Annotated in this window: 25 protein-coding genes; 19 read left to right on the top strand and 6 right to left on the bottom strand. The window is 48.0% G+C overall.

Features of this window, described 5'->3' with window-relative positions:
• Positions 1-41: 41 nt before the first annotated feature.
• Positions 42-599, bottom strand: coding sequence for a tRNA adenosine(34) deaminase TadA (gene tadA / locus MOX91_RS05995; RefSeq protein WP_370397176.1), 558 nt, complete (start codon positions 597-599; stop codon positions 42-44).
• Between the two features lie 84 nt (positions 600-683).
• Between tadA and infA the strand changes: the two genes are divergently transcribed.
• From infA to MOX91_RS05975, 4 genes are all read left to right on the top strand, one after another.
• Positions 684-965 (top strand): translation initiation factor IF-1, encoded by a 282-nt coding sequence (gene infA / locus MOX91_RS05990; protein ID WP_370397175.1) that lies wholly within the window; start codon positions 684-686, stop codon positions 963-965.
• Between the two features lie 52 nt (positions 966-1,017).
• Positions 1,018-1,962 (top strand): FecCD family ABC transporter permease, encoded by a 945-nt coding sequence (locus tag MOX91_RS05985; RefSeq protein WP_370397174.1) that lies wholly within the window; start codon positions 1,018-1,020, stop codon positions 1,960-1,962.
• Positions 1,955-2,731, top strand: a complete 777-nt coding sequence (locus tag MOX91_RS05980; protein WP_370397173.1) for an ABC transporter ATP-binding protein — start codon at positions 1,955-1,957, stop codon at positions 2,729-2,731. Before MOX91_RS05985 ends, MOX91_RS05980 begins: the two co-directional genes overlap by 8 nt.
• A gap of 61 nt (positions 2,732-2,792) precedes the next feature.
• Positions 2,793-3,131, top strand: a complete 339-nt coding sequence (locus tag MOX91_RS05975; RefSeq protein ID WP_370397172.1) for a P-II family nitrogen regulator — start codon at positions 2,793-2,795, stop codon at positions 3,129-3,131.
• A gap of 60 nt (positions 3,132-3,191) precedes the next feature.
• Here MOX91_RS05975 and pdxH read toward each other — a convergent pair whose 3' ends face one another.
• The 4 genes from pdxH to MOX91_RS05955 are packed head-to-tail and all read right to left on the bottom strand — an operon-like array spanning position 3,192 to position 6,590.
• Positions 3,192-3,827 (bottom strand): pyridoxamine 5'-phosphate oxidase, encoded by a 636-nt coding sequence (gene pdxH / locus MOX91_RS05970; RefSeq protein ID WP_370397171.1) that lies wholly within the window; start codon positions 3,825-3,827, stop codon positions 3,192-3,194.
• Between the two features lies 1 nt (position 3,828).
• Positions 3,829-5,286, bottom strand: a complete 1,458-nt coding sequence (locus MOX91_RS05965; RefSeq protein WP_370397170.1) for a YihY/virulence factor BrkB family protein — start codon at positions 5,284-5,286, stop codon at positions 3,829-3,831.
• Positions 5,287-5,289: 3 nt separating this feature from the next.
• Positions 5,290-5,754 carry a hypothetical protein gene (locus MOX91_RS05960; protein ID WP_370397169.1) on the bottom strand — a complete coding sequence of 155 codons (465 nt, stop codon included), beginning with the start codon at positions 5,752-5,754 and terminating at the stop codon, positions 5,290-5,292.
• Positions 5,755-5,756: 2 nt separating this feature from the next.
• Complete coding sequence (locus tag MOX91_RS05955; protein ID WP_370397168.1) at positions 5,757-6,590, bottom strand: NAD(+)/NADH kinase; 834 nt, start codon at positions 6,588-6,590, stop codon at positions 5,757-5,759.
• An 86-nt stretch (positions 6,591-6,676) separates the two neighbouring features.
• Between MOX91_RS05955 and MOX91_RS05950 the strand changes: the two genes are divergently transcribed.
• The 15 genes from MOX91_RS05950 to MOX91_RS05880 all read left to right on the top strand — a co-directional run bounded on the left by MOX91_RS05950 (position 6,677) and on the right by MOX91_RS05880 (position 23,710).
• A complete protein-coding gene (locus MOX91_RS05950; protein WP_370397167.1) occupies positions 6,677-7,132 on the top strand; it encodes a 3-hydroxyacyl-ACP dehydratase FabZ family protein in 456 nt (151 codons plus the stop codon).
• 4 nt (positions 7,133-7,136) lie between these two features.
• A complete protein-coding gene (locus MOX91_RS05945) occupies positions 7,137-8,396 on the top strand; it encodes a beta-ketoacyl-[acyl-carrier-protein] synthase family protein (protein WP_370397166.1) in 1,260 nt (419 codons plus the stop codon).
• Positions 8,383-9,690, top strand: a complete 1,308-nt coding sequence (locus tag MOX91_RS05940) for a 3-deoxy-D-manno-octulosonic acid transferase (RefSeq protein ID WP_370397165.1) — start codon at positions 8,383-8,385, stop codon at positions 9,688-9,690. Before MOX91_RS05945 ends, MOX91_RS05940 begins: the two co-directional genes overlap by 14 nt.
• A 1-nt stretch (position 9,691) precedes the next feature.
• The gene (locus MOX91_RS05935; RefSeq protein WP_370397164.1) at positions 9,692-10,540 is read left to right on the top strand and encodes a metallophosphoesterase; all 849 of its coding nucleotides are present in this window, start codon (positions 9,692-9,694) and stop codon (positions 10,538-10,540) included.
• Between the two features lie 30 nt (positions 10,541-10,570).
• Positions 10,571-10,711 (top strand): hypothetical protein, encoded by a 141-nt coding sequence (locus MOX91_RS05930; protein ID WP_370397163.1) that lies wholly within the window; start codon positions 10,571-10,573, stop codon positions 10,709-10,711.
• Between the two features lie 30 nt (positions 10,712-10,741).
• The gene (locus MOX91_RS05925) at positions 10,742-10,882 is read left to right on the top strand and encodes a hypothetical protein (RefSeq protein ID WP_370397163.1); all 141 of its coding nucleotides are present in this window, start codon (positions 10,742-10,744) and stop codon (positions 10,880-10,882) included.
• A 55-nt stretch (positions 10,883-10,937) separates the two neighbouring features.
• Positions 10,938-11,234, top strand: a complete 297-nt coding sequence (gene gatC / locus MOX91_RS05920; protein WP_370397162.1) for an Asp-tRNA(Asn)/Glu-tRNA(Gln) amidotransferase subunit GatC — start codon at positions 10,938-10,940, stop codon at positions 11,232-11,234.
• 14 nt (positions 11,235-11,248) lie between these two features.
• The gene (gatA, locus tag MOX91_RS05915; RefSeq protein ID WP_370397161.1) at positions 11,249-12,712 is read left to right on the top strand and encodes an Asp-tRNA(Asn)/Glu-tRNA(Gln) amidotransferase subunit GatA; all 1,464 of its coding nucleotides are present in this window, start codon (positions 11,249-11,251) and stop codon (positions 12,710-12,712) included.
• 13 nt (positions 12,713-12,725) lie between these two features.
• Positions 12,726-14,189 (top strand): Asp-tRNA(Asn)/Glu-tRNA(Gln) amidotransferase subunit GatB, encoded by a 1,464-nt coding sequence (gatB, locus tag MOX91_RS05910; protein ID WP_370397160.1) that lies wholly within the window; start codon positions 12,726-12,728, stop codon positions 14,187-14,189.
• Entirely contained in the window at positions 14,186-15,436 is a 1,251-nt protein-coding gene (locus tag MOX91_RS05905; protein WP_370397159.1) for a M48 family metallopeptidase, read from the top strand. Before gatB ends, MOX91_RS05905 begins: the two co-directional genes overlap by 4 nt.
• Before the next feature lie 74 nt (positions 15,437-15,510).
• Positions 15,511-16,269, top strand: coding sequence for a Nif3-like dinuclear metal center hexameric protein (locus tag MOX91_RS05900; RefSeq protein ID WP_370397158.1), 759 nt, complete (start codon positions 15,511-15,513; stop codon positions 16,267-16,269).
• A gap of 1 nt (position 16,270) precedes the next feature.
• On the top strand, positions 16,271-16,699 hold the full coding sequence (gene aroQ / locus MOX91_RS05895) for a type II 3-dehydroquinate dehydratase (RefSeq protein WP_370397157.1): 429 nt from the start codon (positions 16,271-16,273) through the stop codon (positions 16,697-16,699).
• Between the two features lie 5 nt (positions 16,700-16,704).
• Positions 16,705-18,723 carry an ATP-dependent helicase gene (locus MOX91_RS05890; protein WP_370397156.1) on the top strand — a complete coding sequence of 673 codons (2,019 nt, stop codon included), beginning with the start codon at positions 16,705-16,707 and terminating at the stop codon, positions 18,721-18,723.
• A 45-nt stretch (positions 18,724-18,768) separates the two neighbouring features.
• The gene (locus MOX91_RS05885; protein WP_370397155.1) at positions 18,769-19,800 is read left to right on the top strand and encodes a phosphate acyltransferase; all 1,032 of its coding nucleotides are present in this window, start codon (positions 18,769-18,771) and stop codon (positions 19,798-19,800) included.
• Positions 19,801-19,957: 157 nt separating this feature from the next.
• Positions 19,958-23,710, top strand: a complete 3,753-nt coding sequence (locus MOX91_RS05880; protein WP_370397154.1) for a glycoside hydrolase family 2 TIM barrel-domain containing protein — start codon at positions 19,958-19,960, stop codon at positions 23,708-23,710.
• Between the two features lie 57 nt (positions 23,711-23,767).
• On the opposite strand, the gene MOX91_RS05875 is transcribed toward MOX91_RS05880, so the two are convergent.
• Positions 23,768-25,894 (bottom strand): glutamine synthetase III family protein, encoded by a 2,127-nt coding sequence (locus tag MOX91_RS05875; RefSeq protein ID WP_370397153.1) that lies wholly within the window; start codon positions 25,892-25,894, stop codon positions 23,768-23,770.
• Positions 25,895-25,976: the final 82 nt, after the last annotated feature.

The following is a 25,976-nucleotide window of genomic DNA, read 5'->3' as shown; positions in this document are numbered from 1 at the left end:
GAATGGCTGTGACAAATAAAGCTAATATTGAGATTGTTTTTTTAACGCGATAATTCATCGTATTCATCCTTTTCTGTTTCGGGTTTTGATATTTTTCGTTTTAAGGCGAAGTAGGTTTTTATGAGTTCCACACATTCGTCTTTTAAGACTAAATCGGAAACAACCACCTTGTGGTTAAGCCCCGATGTTTCATGAATTTTTGCGGCTCCCCCCAAAAATCCCATTTTGGGGTCGGGCGCGCCGAAAACCACGCGGCTTATCCTGCTCATAACGCACGCTCCCGAACACATGGGGCACGGCTCTTTTGTGACGTATAAAGTGGAGCCGTTAAGCCGCCAGTCGCCGATGTTTTTCGCCGCTTGCGTGATTGCCAGAATTTCGGCGTGCGCCGTCGGGTCTTGCAGGGTTTCCACCATGTTGTGTGCCTGCGCGACAACTTCTCCGCCGTATTCTATGACTGCGCCCACTGGGACCTCTCCGATATTCCATGCTTTCAGTGCCTGGTTGTAGGCAAGCTTCATGAAAAATTCGTCGTCTTTGTTTAAAAATGAATGGCGCAGAGGCTCAAAGGGGCATTCAGGGAAAGGCTTGTCTTTCATCTTATTTTTTTAAAAAATCTTGACTATTTGGGTATAACAAGCACAAATAGAAAGAATTATACGAAAAATATCAATATATTTTAAATGTCAGACTGCGTAGAAGTAGAAGGTAAAGTGGTGTCGGTGCTTCCCGGCACAATGTTTCGTGTCGAACTGCCCAACGGGCATATGGTGCTTGCGCACATTTCGGGAAAATTGCGCAAGAACTTCATAAAGCTCACTGTCGGCGACAGGGTAAAGATGGAGATGACTCCACAAGACATCGAAAAGGCGCGCATAGTTTACAGAATGCGCTCAAACGAACCTGCCGCGCGTCCCGCGGCTCCCGCAAAAGCGGGGTTCGCGCCGCGCAAGACGTTTAGGTAGAAAGCCTCCAAGCGTGCGCGGATTTTGGATTTTTTTCACTTCATCTTGCGCGTTGTTGGTTTTTTTAAGCGCGGTTTCCCTCGGTGTGGGCTTAAAGGAAATATCGTATTCCGACATTTTTGCAGTCCTTGCGGGAAAGAATATTGACGAAACACTGGGGGCGATAATATTCGATGTCCGCCTTCCCCGTTTGGTTGCGGGAATATTTTGCGGCGCAATGCTTGCAAGCGCGGGGGTTGCCATGCAGGCTCTTTTTAGAAATCCTCTTGCGGATCCTTCAATTACTGGGGTTAGCTCAGGGGCGGCTCTTGGGGCTGCGGTTGCCGTAAATTTCGGCGTTTTTGCAATTTCCGTTCAAATTTCAGCCCTTGTTTTCGGGCTTTTGGCGACATTTGCCATTTGGCGTCTCGGCAGGATAAACGGCAGGCTTTCGGCTTTTTCAATGCTTCTTGCGGGCATTGCAATAAACGCTTTTTGCGGCGCGCTTGTCGGATTTATCATGTACGGCGTCCGCGAGGCGGGCGTGAAGGGGTTTGTTTTCTGGACGCTCGGCTCTCTTGAAAACTGTTCTTGGGGGGAGATTTTGGTCGCGTCTTTTTTCGGCGTTTTGTCATGGCTTCTGCTATTTCTTAATTCGAGGGGGCTCAACATGCTCATGCTTGGTTCCGACAACGCGTATTTGTCGGGCGCAAGCGTAAAGTCTCTCCAAAGAATTTCAATTTGTGCCGCCGCGGTCATGGCGGCATGCGCGGTTGCCATTTGCGGAATAATAGGCTTTGTCGGGCTTGTAGTGCCCCATGTTTGCAGAATGCTTACAAGCCCCGACAATCGAACCCTTCTGCCTTTTTCCGCAGTGTCGGGAGCGTGCCTTGTAGTATTTTCCGACATAGTTTCAAGGCTTGCTTCCCCGCTTGATTCCGTCCCGATAGGAGTTGTGACCGCGCTTTTGGGTGCGCCGTTTTTCTTGTATTTGTTAAGGAGGGGCGCGAATGCTTAAAGTCGAAAATTTGTCATTTTCTTACGGGGAAAATCCTGTTTTGAAGAACGTGGATTTTTGCGTTGAAGACGGCGAATTTGTCGCGGTTTTGGGAGCTAACGGCGCGGGAAAAAGCACTTTGTTTAAAGTCATTTGCGGCTTGGAAAAACCCCAAAAAGGCAGGGTTTTGCTTTCGGGAAAACCTTTGGGCGGATATTCGCCTTCGGAGCTTGCAAAAATAAGGTCGGCATTGATGCAGGACAGCGAATTTAATTTTGAAAGCTCTGTTCTCGACTTTGTACTGCTTGGCAGGTATGCGCGTGGCGGATTTTTCGCATCAAAAGAGGATATTTTTATCGCCAAAAACGCCCTTTCGGCAGTCGGAATGTCGGGATTTGAAGGCAGGGTTTTCACAAGGCTTTCAGGCGGGGAGCGGCGCAGGGTCGAGCTTGCGAGGGCTCTTTGCCAGATAGGTGCGTGCGGCAGGGCAGGGACGCTTTTGATGCTCGACGAGCCTAATTCAAACCTCGACCCGAAAAACTCAAACTTGGCGATGTCTGCCGTAAAAAAATTTGCCGACGCCAAAACGTCAGTTCTTGCGATTTTGCACGACGTCAATTTGGCAAGCCAGCATGCGGATAAAATCGCCCTTTTAAGGGACGGCGAAATTTTCGCGTTCGGCGAGCCGAAATGCGTTTTGACTTCCGAAAATTTAAAGTTTGCCTACGGCGCGGAAAACAAAATTTTTGAGGACGGAAAAAACAAGTACGCGGTGTTTTTGAAAGAATGATGAATTTTTTGGGTTTAAAAAGCTTGCACTTGCAAAATTATAATAAAAAAATAGACGAATTATGAAAATGATAAAAGCGATAATAAAGCCTTTCAAGCTGGAAGAAGTAAAGGCGGGGCTTGCTGAAATCGGCGTTGAAGGAATGACTGTCACGGAAGTAAAGGGTTTCGGCCGCCAGAAAGGGCATTCTGAAATTTACAGGGGCAGCGAATACACAAGCGAGCTTTTGCCCAAGCTTGTTTTGGATATTTGCGTTCCGTCTGACTTGGCTGACAAGGTTGTCGATACCATAATGAAGTCCGCAAAAACGGGCAAAATAGGAGACGGCAAAATCTTTGTCATGCCCGTTGACGATGTTGTGCGCATACGCACGGGCGAGCGCGGGATGTCGGCTTTGTAAGGTGCTAAAAGTTTTTAACTGCTGAAAAGCCCCGTAATAACGGGGCTTTCTTTTGTGTTGCTAAGGCGAAAGGCGGTCTATTTGCCAACCGTTTTCGCTTAGTTTGTATCGGAAGCGGTCATGCAGTCTGCTCGGTCTTCCCTGCCAAAATTCAAATGTGTGCGGAACTACTCTGTATCCGCCCCAAAAGTCGGGCAGTGGGATTTTGCCGTTTGCGAATTTGCGCTTCATCTCGTCAAACTTCATTTCCAAAATTGAGCGCGATGTTATAACCTTGCTTTGGTGCGAAACCCATGCGCCGAGCCTGCTGTCGGTCGGGCGTGAGACAAAGTAGCGCAAGGATTCGAGCGCGCTTATTTTTTCAGCTCTTCCCAAAATCTTCAGCTGGCGTTCGAGCCCGAGCCACAGAAAATGGATTGCGACATTGCTGTTTTTTGCGATGTCGCGCGCCTTTGAGGATTCGTAGTTCGTGAAAAACACAAATCCCTTTTCGTCCCACGATTTCAGAAGCACCGTCCGTATGTCGGGTTCGCCGTTTTCGTTTACGGTTGCTACATCCATTGCGTTTGGCTCTTCGAGCTTGCAGTGCATTGCCTCGTCAAACCACTTCTTAAATTGGGCAAACGGGTTTTCGCTTAAATCGCCCCTGTCGAGCGAGCCTTTTTTGTATTCGTTGCGGAGTTCAAAAATATCCATTTTAAATAGTTAAATCCTTGATTGTTTTTTGCATGTTTTCGCCTTTTGCAAGGTTTGCGAAAACTCCCATAGCAAACGACGCCGCATGGCTTCTCTTTGCGATGTCGGAAGATACGATATTGTCTCCGGGGTTTTCGCCGAGAATTTGGAAAAACCTCGCAAGCGTTATGCTGTCGGGTGCAAAAGCGGGTTTGAAGCGAGGCTCTCCGTTTTCGTCTTCGACTTCGCATATCAAATCTTTTTCAACAAGCACCATTATGCACGCGCTTGCCACTATTTTCGGGATGTCGAGCGTAGCGCAGAGGCTTTTTAGATTGGGCGCAGGTTCTTCTTTATAAAACGCCTTTGCGATTTCCGAAAATACGGCAAGGGCGAGCATTCTCTTTACTTGGCTTCCCGTGCGCTTCCAGCTTTCCGCGCTTGAAAGCATGTCGATGTTTTGTATCGCGTAGGTTATTTGCGCCCCCGTTAGTATGAAGAGCCAGAATATGTACAAGCTGAACATTGCAACGGGTATTATTGCAAGGTATCCGTAAAAATTCTGCTGTTCCACGACTTTGCCGATGTATAAAAACGACAGCTTGTTGTTTGCAAGCAAAAGGCACGTCACGATGAATGCCCCTATCAAAGACGGAACCGTTTTTACATATGTGTTCGGCATACACTTGTAAAACAGGGCAAGAGCCACGACCAGCGCGCCCATTCCCACAAGCTTCGTTCCCCAGCCCGCGTATTCGGAAATTATAGGGATATTCTTAAAAATTTCGCCAAGCTGCGAGCCTGTTAAGAAAGTCATTCCCGATAGCCCCAAAACAACCCCGAAGGTTATGAGCATCCAGTAAAACGTAAATCTCATCAGCCAGCCCCTTCCTTTGTGCAGCCCCCAGACGGTGTTGAATGCCGATTCCATGTTGACGCACAAAAGCAGGCATGTAAACACGACGGTGAGAGTGCCCATTATGCCTAGCGAAGTGCTGCTTTTTGAAATTTTTGCAATCAGGGCGCGAATTTCGGGGTTTATTCGCGTTTCCGAAGCCGCGATTTCTTCCTGCTTTTGCTTTGCAAAGTCAATGCTTTCTTGTATGTGCGGCGGCGGAGTTTCAACCACTTCGTTTACTGCGGGCATTACAAACACCATGGCATCCACTATTTTGTCGTACACAAACCTGTCGCCCTTCTCTTTAAACACCATTCCTGAAAATATGATGACGACCGCCACGAGAGGCCCGAGCGCGAGCAAAGTCGTGTATGAAAGCGACGCCGCCTGCACGGGAATTTTGTTTTTCAGCATTCCCGAAACCGTGGTTGAGACGACCCTCATAAGCGCATAGACGGATGCCTTGAATTTCGACATCTCATGAATGTCGGAAGACCAGATTCCGAAAGTGAAAAATTCGGCGGTTCTGGAAATTTTTTGCGATAATGTAAGCTTCTTTTTTTCTTGGTTTTTGTTTTCCATCTTTTAGAGCCTTTCTATCATAGCGCGGATTAGCGCGACGTAAAAGCATTCGGAAAGAATGAGCGTAAAAATCGTGATTTTTGTTTTCATTCTGATTGTGAGAGGGGTTGCCGAAAGCCAGTAGATGGCGTTTATTGCCGCGGTCTGTCCCATGTCTTGGCAAAAATATAAATACGAGTAAAATCCCGCACATGCCGCAAAGAATACTCGTGCGAACTCAAAGGGGTTGCGCTTTAAAAAAATTGCGGCAAAAATCGCCGCGTCTCCCGCAAGCGCAACATATTTTAAGTTTGCGTTCCCGAAAACGAAATCATTTGCAAAGAAAAACAGCGCGAAATTAAGCGCGGCGAAAATCGCTATACAGCATAGCGAAACTCTTCTTTCGGTCTCTTCTTTGAGCGACTTTTCTTTCAGGGCTTTTGCCGCCATTTCAATAACCCTGTCTTTTGCGTTTTGCGGAGTTTCCATGGCTATCTTTGAGTGCGGGGATTTCCGCCCCAGCCCAATTTTGTGCGCAGAATATAAAAATGGGAATGACCGGCGGGGCGTACGAATTTCACTGTTTCGGGCGCGGCTTCCACAAAAAGCGGCTCTCCTCGCCAGCTTTTTTCCACATTGCCGTCTCTTATCAAGACTGCGTTCGGGTTTTTTGCGCGGATTTCAAGCTTCGTTTCGGAATCGAATACAAGGCTTCGGTTTGAGAGCGTGTGCGGGCAGATGCTCGTAAGCGCGAAGACTCTCGCTTTAGGGTGTATTAAGGGCCCGCCCGCCGAAAGGTTGTATGCGGAAGTTCCCGTGGGCGTTGAAAAAATCAACCCGTCCCCCACAAAATCCGCGACAAATTCCCCGTCAGCCAAAACTTCGGCAGATAGTATTTCCGCGGGCGACTGCGATTTTACGGCAAATTCGTTTAGCGCGAGAAAGCGGTTTTTGCCGAAGCTTGCCGACAGAATTGTGCGTGTTTCCATTTCTGCGTTCTTGCCGTTTACCATATCCAAAAATTCTTCGTCTGAAATGGAATCGGTAAATGTCGCCATAAATCCGAGTTTGCCGAGATTTATCCCGAAAATCGGAACTCCGTATTTTGCCGCGCCGCTTAGGCAGGAAAGTATTGTGCCGTCTCCGCCGATTACACAGCAGCATTTCGCGTCTTTGAAGGCGTCTTCGGGGGGCGGAAACTTGCCCTCTATTACGCATTCAAAGTTTTCGCGCTTTGCCGCGCCCGAAAGCCTTTTTACGAGAATGTCGGCATTGGGCTTTGTGCGGTTTACGGCAAATAAAATTTTATTTTTTGACGAATTCACGACAATGAAGATTGTCTATTTTATCGGAGTAGGCAACAATTTTTTATTGAAAGAAAATAAAAGTGTGATTGTATTTTATATTTGATATGTGCAACTTAAAAAAGTTTACAAAAGAAGAAATCGAAAGCTTTATGCCGCAACAGCATCCTTATCTTTTTGTCGAGGATGCGGAAATTGAAGGCGGCGAAGTACACGGCTCTTACACCATAAAAGGCGATGAGTTTTTCTTGAAGGGGCATTTCCCGAATAATCCCGTTTTCCCCGCATCGGTTATGCTTGAAGCATTGGGGCAGCTTGCCATCGTGCTTTTGATGAGGGGAGAAATCGACCCTTCGGGCAAAAATGCAAACAAGGAGCGCATATTTTTCACTTCGGCGGACGGAGTCAGGTGCATGCGCATTTGCAAGCCGGGCGACAGGCTTGAAATGAAAGTTTCAGCCAAAAGAATACGCCATCCGATAGGCATTTTTGAAGGCTCCATATTCGTAAACGGCGAAAAGGCCGCTTATGCCGAAAAAATTTCATTAACATTCGATTTTTAAAAATATGTCAAAAAACGTTGTAATAACAGGGCTTGGATTTATAACGAGCATAGGCAATTCCAAAGGGGAAGTCTTAAACAGCCTCAAAAATTCTCTTTCGGGCATAGAGCTTTACGATGGGTTTGCGGGGGACAAAATTCCCGTGAAATGCTTGGGAACAATCAAGGGCTTCAATACCGAAAGCTTTGACTATGAAGACTGGACCTATCCCGAACAGTATTCGCTAAGAAGGGAAGTCATGCGCGGATTTTCCCCGCACTGCCTTTACGCGTATTGTGCAATGAAGCAGGCGATAGAAGATGCAAACCTTTCCGAAAGCGACATCTCAAACGTTGAAACGGGCATGTACACGGCATCTGCAGGCTCTACCTCCATGCTTGTTGACAACATGGCGCGGCTCGACAAGTTCGGTGTAATGCGCTGTTCCCCGATGGGCGTTGTTTCCTCGGTTGTAGGCACTCTTTCTTTTAATTTGGTTTCGGCTTTTAAAATCAAGGGCGCAAGCTGCGGCTTTGCATCGGCGTGCGCAAGCTCTTCGCACGCTATGGGTTTTGCTTTCGACGAAATTTCAAGCGGACGCCAAAAGCGCATGTTCGTGGTTGGCGGAGAGGACGGAAACGCGCGCACAATCCTGCCTTTTGCGGGCATGAGGGCTCTTTCTTGCAATAAAGACCCCTCAAAGGCTTCGCGCCCATACGACAAGCACAGGGACGGCTTTGTCGGAACAGGCGGGGCAACTGTCTTGGTTTTGGAAGAAGAAGAAACGGCAAAGATGCGCGGCGCGAAAGTCTATGCGAAGTTTTTGGGCTGGGGGCAGGCGAGCGACGGATACAATGTCGCAATTCCTCATCCGCAGGGCGAGGGGCTTGCAAACGCAATGCGCTTTGCGTTCTCATCTACGGGGGTAAAACCCGAAGATGTCGGCTACATAAACACCCACGGCACGTCCACTCCAATCGGCGACACTGCGGAGCTTAAAGCAATCGCAAGCGTATTCGGCGAAAGTCCGAAAACTCCGATTAGCTCGACAAAATCCCTGACGGGGCACGGCTTGTCTTTGGCGGGCGCGATGGAATCCGGCTTTTGCGCTCTCATGTTGGACGAAGGATTTATTGCGGCTTCCGCAAACATCGAAGAATTGGACGAAGCGGCAAAGCCTTTCAACATCGTTCAAAAAAGAATTGACGAAAATCCGAAAATCGCGCTGTCGCTAAGCAGTGGATTTGGCGGGGCAAACACAGCTTTATTGTTTGAAAAAGCCTAAGTTCATGATTTGGATTTATCGAATTTTGTTTCTGCCCATAATGGCGGTTTTAATGCCTTATTATGCAATGCGCATGATAAAAAGGGGAGGCTATGGAAAGGATTTTTCGCACCGTTTCGGATTTTTGAAAAATCTTCCGGCACCGGAAAAGAACAAAAAACGAATTTGGATTCAGGCGGTGAGCGTCGGGGAAGTGGAGGCTCTTTCAAGCATGCTGAAACTTCTTCATGAAGACGGCGGTTTTGAGGTCGTGGTAACCACAACTACTTCCACAGGCTATAAAATCCTGCGCGAAAAGTACGCAAAATACTGTTATTACGTCGGGATTTTCCCGTTTGACTTTTGGCTTTCAAACGCGCTTGCATGGCGCAGAATAAAGCCCGACATGTGCGTCCAGATGGAAGGCGAATTGTGGCCCGAGCATCTGCACAGGGCAAAGTCGAAAAAAAAGCCGCTTTTGCTTTTGAACGCAAGGCTTTCCGACAGGAGCTTTAAGAGGTATTCCAAGGCGGGCTTTTTTGCGCGGCGCATTTTTAACAAGTTCGATGCAATCGCCTGTGGAAGCGAATTTGACGCCGCCAGATTTTTAAAGCTTGGCGCAAAACCCGAAATCGTTTCTTCCACCGGCAACATAAAATTCGACGCCTCAAATTCCGCGCCTCTTTCCGAGAGCGAACGCGATGCGCTTAAATCTGAAATGGGCTTTGAAAACGATTCACTTGTCCTGCTCGGCTCATCGACTTGGGCGGGCGAAGAGGAAATGCTTTTGGAATCTTTGTCGGAAATCCGCCAAAAAACGGGAATAGACGCGCGTCTGCTACTTGTTCCGCGCCATGCCGAGCGCAGGGAGGAAGTCCGCAAGCTTTTGCAGGGCGGCGTTTTGCCTTTCAATTTCAGGACGGAGAAACAGAATGCCCCGGGCGGGACTTTGGTTTATGTCGCCGACACGACGGGCGAGCTTGCGCGCCTTACGCAGGTTGCTGATTTTGCCTATGCGGGCAAGTCGATGCCGCCTAACGACGGTGGGCAGTCTCCGCTCGATTGCGCCGCGGCGGGCGTTGCAATCGTTTACGGCCCGAACATGACAAACTTTAAAAAGATGTGCGAATCATTGGAAGAAGCTAAGGCGTCGATAAAAGTTTCCGATAAAGAAAATGCTAAGGGGGCCCTTTTAAAACTTGCAAAGGACGTTGCCCTTAGAAAGCAAATCGGCTTGAACGCATTGAACTGGCACCATGCAAATTCGGGTGCGAGCGTGCGGGCTTTTGCGCTTATAAAAAAATTCTCCAAGTAGAATGGCAAAAATTTTCAAGTTTCTCAAATACCTGATTCTCGTGCTTTTTGCCGCTCTTGTTGCGGACATGTTTGTTTACGAGCCGTATTTTGCTCTGCATACGTCAAAATCGGTAATTTATTCAAAAAAATGGACGAAAGAACTTGAAAACATAAAAATTGCCGTAATTTCCGACTTTCACGCGGGCGCGTTCTTTTACGACAAATGGCGCATGAGAAAGACTGTCGAGCTTGTTAATAAAGAAAAGCCCGACTTGATACTGCTCTTGGGGGACTACTTTAACAGGCATTTTTACAATACTTCCATGGACTATGAGAGGTTTGCCGAATATATTTTGGAAATGGAAGCCCCTCTCGGTAAATTCGCGATTACGGGCAACCACGACACCGATATGGGCACGGAAAAAATCGAGGAGCAGATTTCCCGCGCGGGCGTTAAGTTCTTGCGAAACAAATCCGCGAAGGTGGAGACCAAAAACGGAGATTTTTATATAGCGGGCATACCCGATTTCGGCACCGATATTTTCAATTTGCAAAAAACTTTTGAGGAAGTTCCCGAAGGTGCGCCCTGCATTTTTCTTACCCACGACCCCTCGATTTTTCCCGCGCTTCCGCGCAAGGCGTCCGTAACTTTTGCGGGGCATACGCACGGAGGGCAGTTCAGAATTCCATTTTACGGACCCGTCTTAAAGAATGTCATTTCCCTTTACACTGAATTTTCAAGCGACGGGCTGTTGGTAAACCACCGCGACGATCCGATTTTCATCACGAGGGGGATAGGTACAAGTTCGATACCTGCAAGGCTTTTTTGCACGCCGCAAATCGAAATAATCACAATAAAAGCTTATTGACGCGACAAAGATTAAGCTTGAAAAGGGCAGATGCAATTTTCAAGCGACGGGCTGTTGATAAACCACCGCGACGATCCGATTTTCATCACGAGGGGAATAGGCACAAGCTCGATACCCGCAAGGCTTTTTTGCACGCCGCAAATCGAAATAATCACAATAAAAGCTTATTGACGCGACAAAGATTAAGCTTGAAAAGGGCAGATGCAATTTTCAAGCGACGGGCTGTTGATAAATCACCGCGACGATCCGATTTTCATCACGAGGGGAATAGGCACAAGCTCGATACCCGCAAGGCTTTTTTGCACGCCGCAAATAGAAATAATCACCATAAAAGCTTATTGACGCGGCAAAGATTAAGCTTGAAAAGGGCGGCGGCAATCTTAAAAATAAGCGTCTTATGGACAAAAATGGAGCAATAGACATTTCTTATGTCGCCAACTTGGCGCGCATAGAGCTTACGGACGAAGAAAAAGAGGTTTTTTCGCGCCAGCTCGGTCAAATTTTAACGTATTTTGAAAAGCTTTCAAAAGTCGATGTTTCAAATGTAGAGCCGAGCGCACACGCGCATGCAATTTACAATGTGTGGCGCGACGACATCGAAGGACCGACGCTCTCGGTGGAGCAGGCTCTTATGAACGCTCCCAAGAAAAGGGAAAACCAGATAGTTGTTCCAAAAGTTGTTGACGAAGCGTAGAAAGGAAGTTTTTGATGGATATTTTTTATAAAGACGCCGCGGAGCTTTCGTCAATGCTTGCAAAGGGCGAAATCTCATCTTTGGAGCTTACAAAAGCGGTAATTGAAAGAACTGACAGCGTTGAGCCGAAGGTCGGAGCATTTCTTTTTCAAGATCCCGAAGACGCGCTTGAAATGGCGAAAAAGTCCGACGAGCGCAGGGCGAAAGGGGAAACTTTGGGAGAGCTTGACGGCATACCTGTTTCCTTAAAGGACATTGTGGCGGTCGAAAACAAGCCGCTTACCTGCGCAAGCAAAATGCTTGAGCATTATGTAAGCCCGTACACGGCAACGAGCGTCAAAAATTTGCAAAATAACGGCGCGGTTCTTTGGGGCAGGCTCAACATGGACGAGTTTGCAATGGGCTCTTCCTGCGAAAACAGCGCGTTTAAGAGTACCCGCAACCCTTGGGATGTTTCGAGAGTTCCTGGAGGGTCGAGCGGAGGAAGCGCGGCTGCCGTTTCGGCGGGCGAAACCATTATTGCGCTCGGCTCCGATACGGGCGGTTCGATACGCCAGCCTGCCGCATTCTGCGGGGTTGTCGGCATAAAGCCGACTTACGGACTGGTAAGCCGCTACGGGCTTGCGGCGTTTGCCTCTTCTTTGGACCAAATCGGCTCTTTTTCAAGGACTGTCCGCGACGGCGCGCTGTTTTTGAAAGCTGTTGCTTCTTACGACAGGCTCGACTCAACGAGCGTGAAAATCGACATTCCCGATTACGCATCGACGCTTTCCGTAGATTCCTTGAAAGGGAAAAAAATCGGCATTCCGAAGGAATACTTTGTTGACGGAATGGATTTGGAAGTCCGGGCGGCGGTTGAAAAGGCTGTTGCACACTGCAAGGGTCTCGGGGCGGAAATCGTTGAAATATCGCTTCCACATACCGACTTGGCAATACCCGTTTACTACATCATTGCGACCGCCGAAGCTTCTTCAAACTTGGCGCGATACGACGGCATACGCTACACGCACCGCTCCGACAAGGCGCATGATGTGGTTGACCTTTACTTCAAGTCGAGGGCGGAAGGCTTTGGCGAGGAAGTAAAGCGCAGGATTATTTTGGGAAGCTATGTTTTAAGTTCGGGCTATTACGATGCATATTACCTTCGCGCCCAAAAAGTCCGCACTCTCATTCGCAACGACTTTTCGGAAGCGTTTAAAACCGTCGATGTAATCGCCGCTCCCACGACTCCCGCCTGTGCTTTCAAGGCAGGCGAAAAGTCGGGCGACCCGCTTTCGATGTACTTAAACGACATCTTCACCATAAACGTAAATCTGGCAGGTTTGCCCGGAATGTCTCTTCCTTGCGGATTTAATTCGGAAGGAATGCCAATCGGCTTGCAGCTAATCGGCAAAGCTTTCGACGAGCAAAATCTGCTTTCCTACGCCTACGCTTACGAGCAGACGGCAGGCTTCCTGGGCAGAAATCCCGCACTTTAAAAAACTTTTCATTATGGAATACGAACCAGTAATAGGTCTTGAAGTACACGTTCAGCTGAACACCAAAACAAAGATGTTCACAAGCGCGCCATACCGTTTCGGGGAAGAGCCAAACACTCTGACCGACCCCGTCGTTATGGCTTTGCCGGGCGTCCTTCCCGTCTTGAATTACGCCGCAATTTACGACACGATGAAAGTCGGGCTTATGTTCGGCTGTGAAATTCCCGAAATAACCAAGTGGGACAGAAAAAACTATTTTTATCCCGACAGCCCGAAAAACTACCAGCTTTCGCAGTACGACCAGCCTTTGTGCCAGGGCGGCGCGGTTGAAATCGAGCTTGCGAGCGCGTCCCGCGGCGAGATGGGTGCGCACCGCTTTGTGAAGCTTACCCGCATACACTTGGAAGAGGACGTCGGCAAGCTCACCCACTGCGCAAACGACTCCCTTGTTGACTACAACCGCGCGGGAACTCCGCTTATGGAAATCGTTTCAGAGCCGGATATGTTCAGCTCCGAAGACGCTTTCGCCTACTTGAATTCGCTAAAACAAACCATATCGGGCTTGGGCGTCAGCGAATGCGACATGGAAAAGGGGCAGATGCGTTGCGACGTCAACATTTCTCTGCGCCCCAAAGGTTCTGAAAAGCTTGGCGTAAAGGTAGAGCTTAAAAATTTAAACTCGATTTCAGGCGTCAAAAACGCCATTGAATACGAAATCCGCCGCCAGACGGACGCGCTCAACAAAAACATCGAAATCGTGCAGGAAACGAGGAGGTGGGACGCTTCGCTAAACGTAAGCCAGTCGATGCGCGGCAAGGAAAACGCCCACGACTACCGCTATTTCCCCGAACCAGATTTGATGCCCGTAAAAATCGACCGCGCCCTTGTCGAAAAAATAAAATCGGAGCTTCCCGAAGCCCCGTACGACATTCAGCGCAGGTATATGAAAGATTTCGGACTGCCTTATTCAATCACGAGCGTAATGTGTCTTGACTACGACATGTGCGCATACTTTGAAAAGGCGGTATCAGTTTACAACAACCCGAAAGCAATCGCAAACATCATCGTAAACGACATTTTGCGCGAGCTTTCCGCTATGGCGGAATTTGGCGAAACGCGCCCGCCTTTTGGCGAATGCAAGATTGCACCCGCAAACCTTGCGGAGCTTGTAAAAATTGTTGACGGAGGCAAGATTTCAAAATCGCAGTCAAAAGAAGTTTTTGCGGAAATGTTCGCCTCTTCAAAATCGGCAAGCCAAATCGTAAAGGAAAAGGGCTTGGAGCAGAACAGCGACGCAGGCGAGCTTGAAGGTTTCTGCAAGGACGCAATCGCGGCGAACCCGAAAGCGGTCGGAGAGTTCAAGGCGGGCAACGCAAAGGCTTTGAACGCTTTGGTCGGCCCCGTCATGAAAGCTTCCAAAGGCAAGGCAAATCCCGCAATGCTAATGTCAATATTCAAAAAACTTTTGTCTGAATGATTTTAACAAATTTAGTGTTTTTTACAATCGCCTTGCTTCTTTTGATGTTTTTAGCGGACACATGGCTTGACGCTTTGAACGCGAAGGAAGTCCGCGCAAACAGGGAGTCTGTTCCCGAAGCTTTTGCAGAGATTATCGACGAAGCCGACTATCAAAAGAGCGCGAGGTACACTCTCGACAAAATTTCGTATTCGATTTACGAAAGGCTGTTCGGGCTTGTGCTGATTGTCGCTGTTTTGATTTTCGGGGTTTATCCGATATTGTTCAGGTTTTTCACGGGCATTTTCGGAAGCGGCGTATGGGCGCAGTCGGCGGCACTTTTGCTGTCGTCCATAATTTTAAGCCTGTTTTCTCTTCCTTTCGACTGGTACGGGCAGTTTGTCTTGGAACAAAAGTACGGCTTCAACAAATCCACGACCTCGCTTTGGATTGCTGACAAGTTTAAGGAAACCGCAATCTCGCTTGTGATTGGGATACCGCTTTTGGCTCTCCTTTTGTGGTTCTTTGGCGCAATGCCGAACACTTGGTGGATTTTGGGCTTTTGCGTTATTGCTGTATTTCAGGTAGTTATGCTGATTGTTTATCCGCGGGTAATTTTGCCGCTTTTTAACAAGCTTTCGGAGCTTGAAGAGGGGGAGCTTAAAACGCGGCTTTTAAATATGGCAGACCGCGCGGGCTTTAAAGCTAGCGCAATTTATGTAATCGACGGAAGTAAGCGCAGCAGCCACTCGAACGCGTTTTTCACGGGGTTTGGCAAGTTCAGAAAAATCATACTTTTCGACACTTTGATTAACCAGCTTTCTCCTGAACAGATAGAGGCGGTGTTGGCGCATGAAATCGGGCATTACAAGCGCGGGCATATTCCCAAAATGATAGTCTCAAACTTTGTCATGATGTTTGCGGGCTTGGGTCTGGTTGCTTATTTTGCGAAGTGCGATTGGTTTTACAGGGGATTCGGTTTTGACATTCAAGACGGAATGGCGGCGGCTCTTTTAATATTTCTAATCGTGGTTTCTCCCATAAATTTTTGGTTGACGCCCGTGAAAAACGCCGTTTCGCGCAGGTATGAATACCAGGCGGACGCTTTTGCAAAGAAAGTTTGCGGCGGGGAAAAGCCGCTTGTGGAGGCTCTTCGCAAGCTGCACACGAAAAATTTGAGCAATTTGACTCCGCACAGACTCTACTCCGCCTTTCATTATTCGCACCCGACTTTAATTGAGCGCGAAAAGGCGTTGAAATCGGAGTAGGCAAAAAAAAGCGGCGCGGCGTTTTTTCGCTTGCGGCTTTCGGCGGACAGGATAATTTTTAAATTGAAAGCTTTATGGCGAAATTGGCGGACATAGCGGAATTTATAAATTCGTATTTAAGGGTAGGGGCGTTTAAAGATTTCCCCGGCTCTTACAACGGCGTTCAATTTGAAAATTCGGGAGAAGTTTCAAAAATCGCGTCGGCGGTCGATTGCGGCATTGAGGAAGTCAAGGCAGCAAGGAAAATCGGGGCAAATCTGCTTCTTGTCCACCATGGAATGTTTTGGACTGCGCCTATTCCGATTGTGAAGTCGAACTACGAGAAGGTAAAAAATCTTGTGGAGGGCGACATCGCGGTTTACTCGTGCCATTTGCCGCTCGATGCCCACAGGCAAATCGGCAATTCCGCGCTCATCGCAAAAAGTCTCGGGCTTGAAATTTCAGGCGGCTGTTTCAATTTGGACGGAGAGGACATCGCGGTCGTTGCAAAACTTGGCGGCATTGGCAGGGCGGAGCTTGCGCGGAGGCTGAAAAAACTCTTCCCCGATACCTACAAGGGCTTTGAATTTGGCTCCGAAAATCCAAATGAAATCGTAATTTGTTCGGGGAGCGGTTCGACGTCTGTTTTGCACCTTTTGGACGAGGGCTTTGACACTCTTGTTTGCGGCGAGTTGAAGCAGGGGCAGTATGTGTACGCGCAGGAAAGCAAAATAAATGTTTATCCGTGCGGGCATTACGCCACGGAATGTTGCGGAATAAAGGCATTGGCTCATCTTGTTGCGGAAAAGTTCTCTCTTGAACATGAATTCATAAAATCTCAAAATCCTCTTTAAAATGAAAAAAATAGCATTGATAAACGGCGCAAATTTAAATCGGCTCGGCGTGCGCGAGCCTGAAATTTACGGGAGCGCGACTCTCAAAGACTTGGAAAATTCGGTTGTTTCACTCGGAAAAGAGCTGGGTGTCGAAGTTTCCTGCTTCCAGTCTAACATCGAAGGAGAAATTTTAAATAAAATCGCGGAATTTGCGGACGGCGGCTTTTACGGGGCGATAATAAACCCGGGGGCATTCACCCATACAAGCGTCGCATTGCGGGACGCCATTGCAGGGTCGGGATTAAAGTTTGTGGAAGTCCATATTTCAAACATCCACAAGCGCGAGGATTTCCGACACAATTCGTTTACCGCCGCCGTTTGCGAAGCCCAGATTTGCGGCATGGGTTTTGAAGGCTATTTGGCGGCTCTTAGATTTCTTGCAAAATAAAGCCGATGCCAGCTTTCATAGACTTTAAAAAAGAATTAAATCCCGACCAGTATGTGGCTGTCACGGCACCTGCGGATGTTCCCGCATTGGTGCTTGCGGGCGCGGGGTCGGGAAAGACGCGCACGCTGACTTACAGGGTTGCGCATTTTGTGGGGGAGTGCGGCATTTATCCGCAGGAGCTTTTGCTTTTGACTTTCACAAACAAGGCGGCAAACCAGATGCTTGAAAGGGTAAACGCTCTCACGGGCGTCGAAACATGGAAGTTTTGGGGCGGCACTTTCCATTCGATAGGCAACAAATTTTTGCGCAAGGAAGGTGAGGCAATCGGCATCAAGCCGGATTTTACAATCGCCGATGCCGAGGATTCCGAAAAGCTGTTGAAGCACTGCGTTGAGGAGATTTCGCCCAATTTTTTCAAGAAGAAGGAAAATCCGCGCGCGGCTCTCTTAAAGGAAATCATAAGCTATTCGCGCAACACCTGCATGTCTATTGAAGACGCCATGCGCGATAGGTTTTCATGGATTGAAACGCCGCCCGAGGACATAGAAAAAATCGCCCGCGCTTATGAAAATCGGCGCAGAGAAGGCTTGATTTGCGATTTTGACGATCTCCTTGAATTGTGGCATAGGCTTCTTTTGGAAGTCCCGTCGGTTTGCGAGCGTTATGGTGCACGCTTTAAAAACGTGCTGGTTGACGAATATCAGGACACAAACACCCTCCAATGCAAAATACTGGATTTGCTTTGCAAGTCGGGCAGGATAAGCGCGGTCGGCGACGACGCCCAGTGTATTTATTCTTGGCGCGGGGCGAACATCGAAAACATTTTGCGCTTCAAAAAACGCTATCCGAACGGCTCTATTTACAAGGTTGGCTTAAATTACCGAAGCACTCCGCAAATTCTAAATTTTGCAAACAGCATCCTTGAGGGCTTTGAGGCGGGCGAGGAGTTTAAAAAGAGCCTTACGGCGTCCCGCGCCGACGCCCATAAGCCCGTTATAATACGCGCAATGGATTCGCAGTCGCAGGCGCGCTTGGTCGCCGACTATATTGAGGAGCTTACTTGCGGGGCGCATCCGCCTTACAAGCTTTCGGACATAGCAATTTTGTACCGCGCCCATTTTCAGGCGATGGATATGCAGCTTCAAATGCAGTACCGCAACATTCCTTTTGCAATTACAAGCGGCTTGAAGTTCTTTGAGCAGGCGCACATAAAGGACGCGGTTTCGCAGATAAAATTTGCGGCAAACCCGAGGGACTTCGTATCGTTTGCGAGGTTTGTGAAGTTTCTGCCCAAAATCGGCGATAAAACCGCGCAGAAGATTTACGAAAAAGCCGTGTCGGTTGCCGAAAAATCGAAGATTTCCATTATCGAGGCAATGGCGGCAAAAGAGGTATTGGCGAAAGTTCCCGAGGCGGCGCGTTCGATTTTCCCGAGCGTTGCGGCGGGGCTTTTGGACGTCAGCCTTGCCGTCAGAAAGTCGCGCGCGCAAAATCTTCCCGCCGCTGACTTGTTTGAAAAGAGTGTTCCCGCCATGAAGCCCAAGGACATGGTGAGAACCGTTTGCGATTCATGGTATTCGGACTGCATGAAAAATGCCTATGAGGATTGGCAGGACAGGGTGAAGGATTTTGATTCCCTTTATGAATACGCTTCCAGATTTCCCGACATAGACATGTTTTTGGCGAGCGCGTCTTTGGAAATATCGGAAGGAGCGGGGCGCGACGAAAAGCAGGCATTCGGCGACAGGGCAAGCCTTATGACAGTGCATCAGGCAAAGGGCTTGGAGTTTCCTGTGGTTTTCATAATAGGAGCCGCGGAGGGAATGTTCCCTCTTGAAAGGTGCATCGAAGAGGGCGACGTGGAGGAGGAGCGCAGGCTGTTTTATGTGGCGAGCACGCGCGCTAAAGACCTGCTTGTCATAACATATCCGAGGGTCACTTTCGGCAAGGGACATTCCGACTTGCGCGAGCCGAGCCGTTTTTGGCACGACATCGACAGTGATTTATATGAAAGAAATTATTGACGAAATATTAAAAAGAACTTACAACAAAAAAGAAACATCAATTTTATGTCGTTAATTAACAGATTATCAGCAAGGCTTCAAAACCATCCCAAGAGAGTCGTTTTCCCCGAAGGCGAAGACGCGAGAATCATAAAGGCGGCGCGCATGTTCGCAAGCCGCAGGCTGGGTGTGCCGATTTTAATCGGAAGCCGCCCGAAAATTGAAGAACAGGCAAAGTCAATGGAGCTTCCTCTCGACGGAATACGCATACTCGAAATCGACAAAAGCGATGATTTCGGCGATTTGCTGAAAATTCTCAAGGGAATGCCAAAATTCAGGCAGATGGAAGTCTCGGACGTTGAACGCTTTTTGCGCAATCCGAATTATTTTGCAACCATGATGCTTGCGACTGCTCGCGCCGATGCGATGGTTTCGGGGGTAACTCAGTCTTCCGCAAGTTCGCTTCGCCCCGTCTTCCAGCTTATATCGCTCCAAAAGGGCTTTAAGACGGCGTCTTCAATGATGATTGTCGAAACAAACAACGAAAAACTTGGCACCAACGGATTGCTCTTCCTTTCCGACTGCGGCGTCATTCCCGAACCCACGGAAGAACAGCTTGCGGATATTGCCATCACCACCGCAAAGCTTGCAAACCACTTGACGGGCGAGCCTTCAAAAGTTGCGATGCTGAGCTTCGTTTCAAAACTTCAGGTGGCAAAGACAAACAGCGTGCTGAAAGTCAAGGCGGCGACGGCTCTCGTGCACCAGAGGGCGATGTCGGAAGCCTGCGAAATAGAAGTTGACGGAGAATTGCAGGTTGACTCCGCGCTCATTCCCGAAGCCGCGAAAGTAAGGGGCATCAATAGCTCCGTTGCCGGCAAGGCGAATGTGCTGATTTTCCCCGACTTGAATTCTGGCAACATCTCTTCAAAATTTTTGAGCATTGTCGGATGCAGAACTTACGGGCAGATTGTGACGGGGCTTGTAAAGCCCTTTGCGGAAGTTCCGCGAAGCGCGCTTACCGAAGATATTTTCGGCGCGGCGGTCATCGTTGCGGCGCAGGCTGTTGACATGAAGTATTTGTATCCCGATTCCTAAAAAGCTTATCATTATTTTTTTTGCGGCATTCGCGCGTTGGAGCGATGCCGCTTTTTTTTGTATTGTCGGAATTGTCGCTCTTTTGATTTTTTGTTGAAGTTTGCGGCGTTTAATGGCATATTTAAATAATTATCTTAACTTAACTGAAAATTAAACCATGAAAAAATTATTGTTTTTATTGTTGGCGGGGATGTTTGCCTTTACGGGGTCTTTTGCAAAAAATGCTGATTTTCTTGACAGCAAGTTTGTTTTTGAGGACATCGAAACTTTTAAGATTAACAAGGAAGAACCGCGCGCGTTCTTTATCTCTTATCCGAATTTTGAGCTTGCCGCAAAGCCGATTTCAGCGGACGGCGTCGGGAAAATTTACGACACCCCGAATTATATGCTCTTAAATGGCGATTGGAAATTTCTTTTTCTCGAAAACGAAAAGCTCTTTAAAAGCGAATATGTTTCGGCAAATTTTGACGATGCAAAATGGGACACCATGGATGTTCCCAATACTTGGCAGACAAAGGGCTACGACCGAATTTTTTATTTTAACCACCCTGCCGAATTTCAGTTCCATAAAGACGGCTCTCGGATTAAAGGCTATACTGACAATGGCAAGGAAAACCCAAGCGAGTCCATCTTAAACCCTGTAATTCCCGAAGAGCACCGCGAAGTTGCAGTTTACCGCCGCGATTTCAATCTGCCTGAAAACTGGAACGGGCGCGCGGTATTTATTCGCTTTAACGGTGTGCGTACGGGTTTTAAGGTTTTTGTCAATGGAAAGTTTGCGGGATATGCAGAAGATTCTTTCACTCCGTCTGAATTTAACATAACGCCGCTTTTGAAAAAGGGCAAGAATTCTGTCGCGGTCGAAGTCTTCAAATATTCCACGGGCGGATTTTTTGAAATGCAGGACATGCCGCACATGTCGGGCATAATCCGCGACGTCATGCTGATTTCGCGCCCCGAAACCTACATTCGAGATTATTACGCCCCCGTGTTTTTCTCAGACGATTTGTCTTCGGCAAAAATAAAACTCGAGGCGTTTATAAAAAATCTTTCGGAAAAATCGGCGTCGGGACTCGTTTTGAAAGCCGACATAATTGATGAACAGGGCAACAAATTAAATTCCAAAACTTTGCTTGAAAAGAAAATACCGCAAATCCAAAGTTCAAAAGAAATAAAAATATCAGCCGATATTGGAGCGAAAAATTTTAAGTTATGGTCGCCAGACAAGCCGAATTTGTACGCCATTTTAATTACGCTTTCCGACGTGGAAGGCAAAGTTCTTGAAACTGTCAGGGCGGATTTTGCTTTCAGGAAATTTGAAGTCAGGGGCGCGGGCATTTTCTTGAATAACCGATCTGTGCTTTTCAAGGGGGTAAACCGCCACGACTGGTCTCCCGACAAGGGCAAAACTTGCGAATTCAAATGGCAAAAACTCGACGTCGAGCTTATGAAGCGCATCAACATCAACGCAGTGCGCACTTCGCACTATCCCAACGACGACACTTTTTACATGCTCTGTTCCCGCTATGGCTTGATGGTCTTGGATGAGTGCAACCAGGAACAGCACGGTTATAGAAACACGGGTCCGCTTGATTTCGACAAATTCATTCCCGCGAGCGTTGACAGAATGCGCAATATGGTTTTCCGCGACAGGAATGTTCCGTGCGTTATGATATTTTCAGTGGGCAACGAATCTGCGGGGCGCATCGTGAAAGGGCATGGCGAAATGGCGAAAGTCGTGCGCGACAACGCTCCTTTGCATTATGTGCATTCCGAAGCCGAAGTTTGGCATAAAATGAACGGCGAAGATAAGGGATTCTCAGATTTCGCCTCTCCAATGTATGGCGGCGTTGACAGAATGAACGAATATTTGCACAAGACCCAAAAGAAAGTGCCGTTCTTCTTTTGCGAATACGCGCACGCGATGGGAAATTCCATTGGCAACTTGAAAGGCAAGTGGGATTTAATAAGAACTAATGCCGACTGTCTGCACGGCGGTTTTATTTGGGACTGGGTTGACCAGTCGCTTTATCTTCCGCGCGAAGATGGTTCGGGAAAGCTATATCTCTCGGACGGGCGCGACTGGAAGACATCTCCGTCTGCGGGCAATTTCTGCTCAAACGGCATAGTCCGCGCCGACAGAACTTTCTTTGCCAAGTATCACGAAGTGGGGCGCGTTTACCAAGACATTCAGGTTTCGCGCCCGAATGGCGAAAACCCGAAGCTAATCAAAATTTCAAATGAATTTTTCGACACGAATTTAAACGAGTTCGACGCAAAAATAGTTGTTGAATGCAACGGGAAGCAGGTTTTTGAAAAAACGCTTGATGCCATCGACTTGCCTGCGGGAAAATCGGCTGAAATTGAATTGGACATTCCCGAATTTGGTGGCGGCGGAGAATATTTTTACTCGGTGATTTTTACGCGCAAGGCGGATACTTTGTTCGCAAAGAAAGGCGATAAAGTTTCAAGCACCCAGTTTAAATTAAAAGATGCAACTGAATTTAAAGAGCTTAAAATCGCAAACCGCGGCAAAATCGAAGTTTCAAAAAATGGCGATGCCGTGTTGGTGAAGGCGGGGAATTATGTTTACGAATTCGACGCTGAAAACGCTTGCTTAAAAAGTTTGAAGCGCGGCGGAAATATAATCATAAATTCGCCCGTTCTTTTTGACATTTCATCTGCCTTAATTGATAACGAAAGGCGCGGAGAAGTTTTAAGAGAGTGGAACAGCAAAAATCTTGGCTCTTTAAAGCAGTTTAAGCCGACGCTAAAAATAGAAAAATTGGGGCGCGGCGCGGCAAGAATCACATGCTCTGAAATCCTCGCAAACAATGACGGCGAAGGCTTTGCAAATGAGTTTGTATATACGATTTTGTCTGACGGAACTATGCAGGTTGTTGCAACTTGCCAAAAGATAAATGAAACGCCACGGAATTTAAACGTGGCAAGAATAGGCTTAAAAATGGGGCTTAATCCGAAACTCGAAAACGTTGAATACTTCGGCAGGGGAGAGTTCGCAAATTACGAGGACAGGAAAGAAGCGGCGGATGTCGGGCTTTACTCCTTGAAAGTAAAAGACTTTATGGAAGACTATTCCTTGCCGCAGGATACGGGCAACCGCGAAGAAGTCCGCCAAATGAAAATTACCGATGAAAACGGCTTGGGCATTATTGTTTCCGCCGTCGAAAAGCCATTGCCGATGGCGATATTGCCCTACACGCAGGAAGAACTTTTAAGCGCAAAGCATCCGCACAACTTAAAAGAGCCGACGCAAAACGAGCTGAGAATTGCATGGAAAGTAAGGGGGCTTGGCAACAATTCATGCGGACCATCTACGCGCAGTCGGTTTAAGCCTGATTTCAAGGGGGCTGTTTCCTGGACTTTCGTCTTGAAGCCGGTAAGCTCGAAGGCGCAGAAAGCGGACGGAATTTTTCCGAAACAGTATTCTTACAAGCCTCTTGAAAACGCTGAAAATTTGTTAGTTGAAGAGCTTATGCCAAAGCCTTTGGGCAGGTGGGTTTCGGAAAATGCGAAAGTTTCGTATTCTTCCATTGACGAAAAATGGTCTCCCAAAAAGGACAATTTGATGACTTCGGGGGACGGCGTTTTCTCTTTCCACACGCTTAAAGAGAGAAATCCGCATTTGACGGTAGAGCTTGAACGCGCGGAGGAAATCGTTTCTGTTGAAATTGTAAACCGGGCAGACGCCCAGGGCGACAGAACCACGCGCCTTAGAATGCTTGTTTCCGAAAACGGCAAGGACTGGAAACGCGTATGGTCTTGCGAGGACTACAAAAGCAAGTGGATTGTGAATTTTGAAAATCCGATTAGGGCGAAATATGTAAGGCTTATGCTCGACAAAACGGAAATTTTCCATTTAAAGCGGCTTAGAATATTTGCCAAATAGTTTGCAAAAAAAATTCGCTTAACAAATTTAAGCGAATTTTTTTTTGAGATTTATGAATTAGTATATGAACAAAAGCTCGCGGTATTTTGGAAGCGGCCAGAGAGAGTCTTCCACAATTCCTTCCGCCTTGTCCACGCATTTGCGAAGATGCGCCATTTTCTCTTTTATCTTTTCTATGTCGGCTTTCTTTTCAAATTCCGCTTCGAGAGATTTTGTGGCGTTTAGAACTTCGGAAAGCGAGTCTGCCGCGCATTTGCCGATTTCATCGGTTGCCGCGTTTTTCCAAGGCGAATTTGCTGCGGAGGAGAGCTTTGACAAATAGGCGGATATCGCGGGTATTATCATGGTGCGCGAAATGTTTATAGAAAGCCCCGCCTCGATTAGAACTTTTCGGGTAAATTCCTCTATGAACACTTCGTAGCGCGAAACCATTTCCACCCTGTTTAGCACTCCGTACTTTTCAAACATCACTATGTTCTTCTCGTCAAGGAGCGGCTTTAAGGCTTCGGGAGTCGTGCGCAAGTTCGGAAGCCCTCTGCGCTTTGCTTCTTCCTTCCATTCCTCTTTGTAGCCGTCTCCGTTGAAAATAATTCTTTTGTGCGCTTTTATGATTTCGCTCAGCTTCTTTTGCAGTCCCTTTTGGAATTCTTCTTTCGGCAGGCTTTCAAGGTAAGTTGAAATTTCGTCGAAAGCTTCGGCGACAATCGTGTTTAGCATTATATTCGGATTTGCGCACGACTGCGAAGAGCCCGCCGCGCGGAATTCAAACTTGTTGCCCGTGAACGCGAACGGGCTTGTGCGGTTGCGGTCGGTGACGTCTGCGGGCAGAGCGGGTAAGGTATCGACGCCGACTTTTATTTGGCTTCCGTGCTTGCTCGATTTTGCCTCGCCTTTTTCAAGCTGTTCGATTATGTCGGTAAGCTGGTCGCCCAAAAAGATTGAAATGATTGCAGGAGGAGCTTCGTTTGCGCCTAAACGGTGGTCGTTCCCCGCGTTTGCGGTTGAGCTTCTAAGAAGGTCGGCATGTTCGTCAACCGCCTTTATTATCGCGCATAGAACCGTAAGGAATATCGCGTTTTCGTGCGGGTTGTTGCCGGGGTTTAGCAGGTTTTTTTCGCCTACTGAAATCGACCAGTTGTTGTGCTTGCCCGATCCGTTTACGCCTTCAAACGGCTTTTCATGCAGAAGGCAGACCAAGTCGTTGCGGTCTGCAATCTTTTGCAGGGTTTCCATCGTCACCATATTGTGGTCAACTGCAACGTTAAGCTCTTCGAATACGGGGGCGATTTCAAACTGCGCGGGGGCGACTTCGTTGTGGCGGGTTTTTGCGGGAATGCCCATGCGCCACAATTCCTTTTCGACTTCGCTCATGAAGTTTAGTATGCGCGGCTTTATCGCGCCAAAGTAGTGGTCTTCGAGCTGTTGGTGCTTTTGCGGGGGCGCGCCGAAAAGCGTTCTTCCCGTTTGCATTAGGTCGGGACGCAACATGTAAAGAGCCTTGTCGATTAAGAAATATTCCTGTTCCGCGCCGAGAGTTACCGACGGCTTTGCGTCGCTATCTTCCCCGAAGCATTTTAAAAGGCGTTTTGCCTGCTGACCCAAAACCTGCATTGAGCGTAGCAGAGGCGTTTTTTTGTCGAGGACAACGCCTGTGTACGAACAGAATGCGGTGGGTATGCAAAGGGTTGCAACTTTGCCCGTGCGCTTTATGAATGCGGGGGATGTCGGGTCCCAGGCGGTGTAGCCCCTCGCTTCAAAAGTGGAGCGCAATCCGCCGGAGGGAAAACTCGAGGCGTCGGGCTCGCCAACTATCAAGTTTTTACCTGAAAAGCGCGTGATGGCGTTGCCGATTTCACCGCTCGGGTCGAGGAATGAATCGTGCTTTTCCGCGCTCAGCCCGTTGAGCGGCAGAAACCAATGCGTGTAGTGCGTGACGCCTCTTTCCATCGCCCATTTTTTCATTGCGTGAGCGACGTCGTTTGCTATTGAAGAATCAATCGGAGTTCCCGCGTTTATGGTTTCCACCAGCTTTTTGTAGGCGGGGCGGGGCAGATACTGTTCCATTGCCCTTATGCCGAATACGTCTTTGCCGTATTCTTTGTCTATTTCGTACTGCGGAGTATTGTCGCTGTATTCGACTTTTCGTTCGGCAATTTTTGCTATCGCTAATTTTCTGCTGTTCATTTTTTGTTTCTGTTAAAAATTTTTTCGGCGCGGAAATTTTGTCCGCAACGATTATTTTATACATTCTTTATAAGAGAGTTTT

This window comes from Intestinicryptomonas porci (genome assembly GCF_033971905.1).
Lineage (GTDB): Bacteria > Verrucomicrobiota > Verrucomicrobiia > Opitutales > Intestinicryptomonadaceae > Intestinicryptomonas > Intestinicryptomonas porci.
The sequence above is the reverse complement of the archived record's forward strand: the minus strand, read 5'-3'. Positions and strand labels throughout refer to the sequence as shown.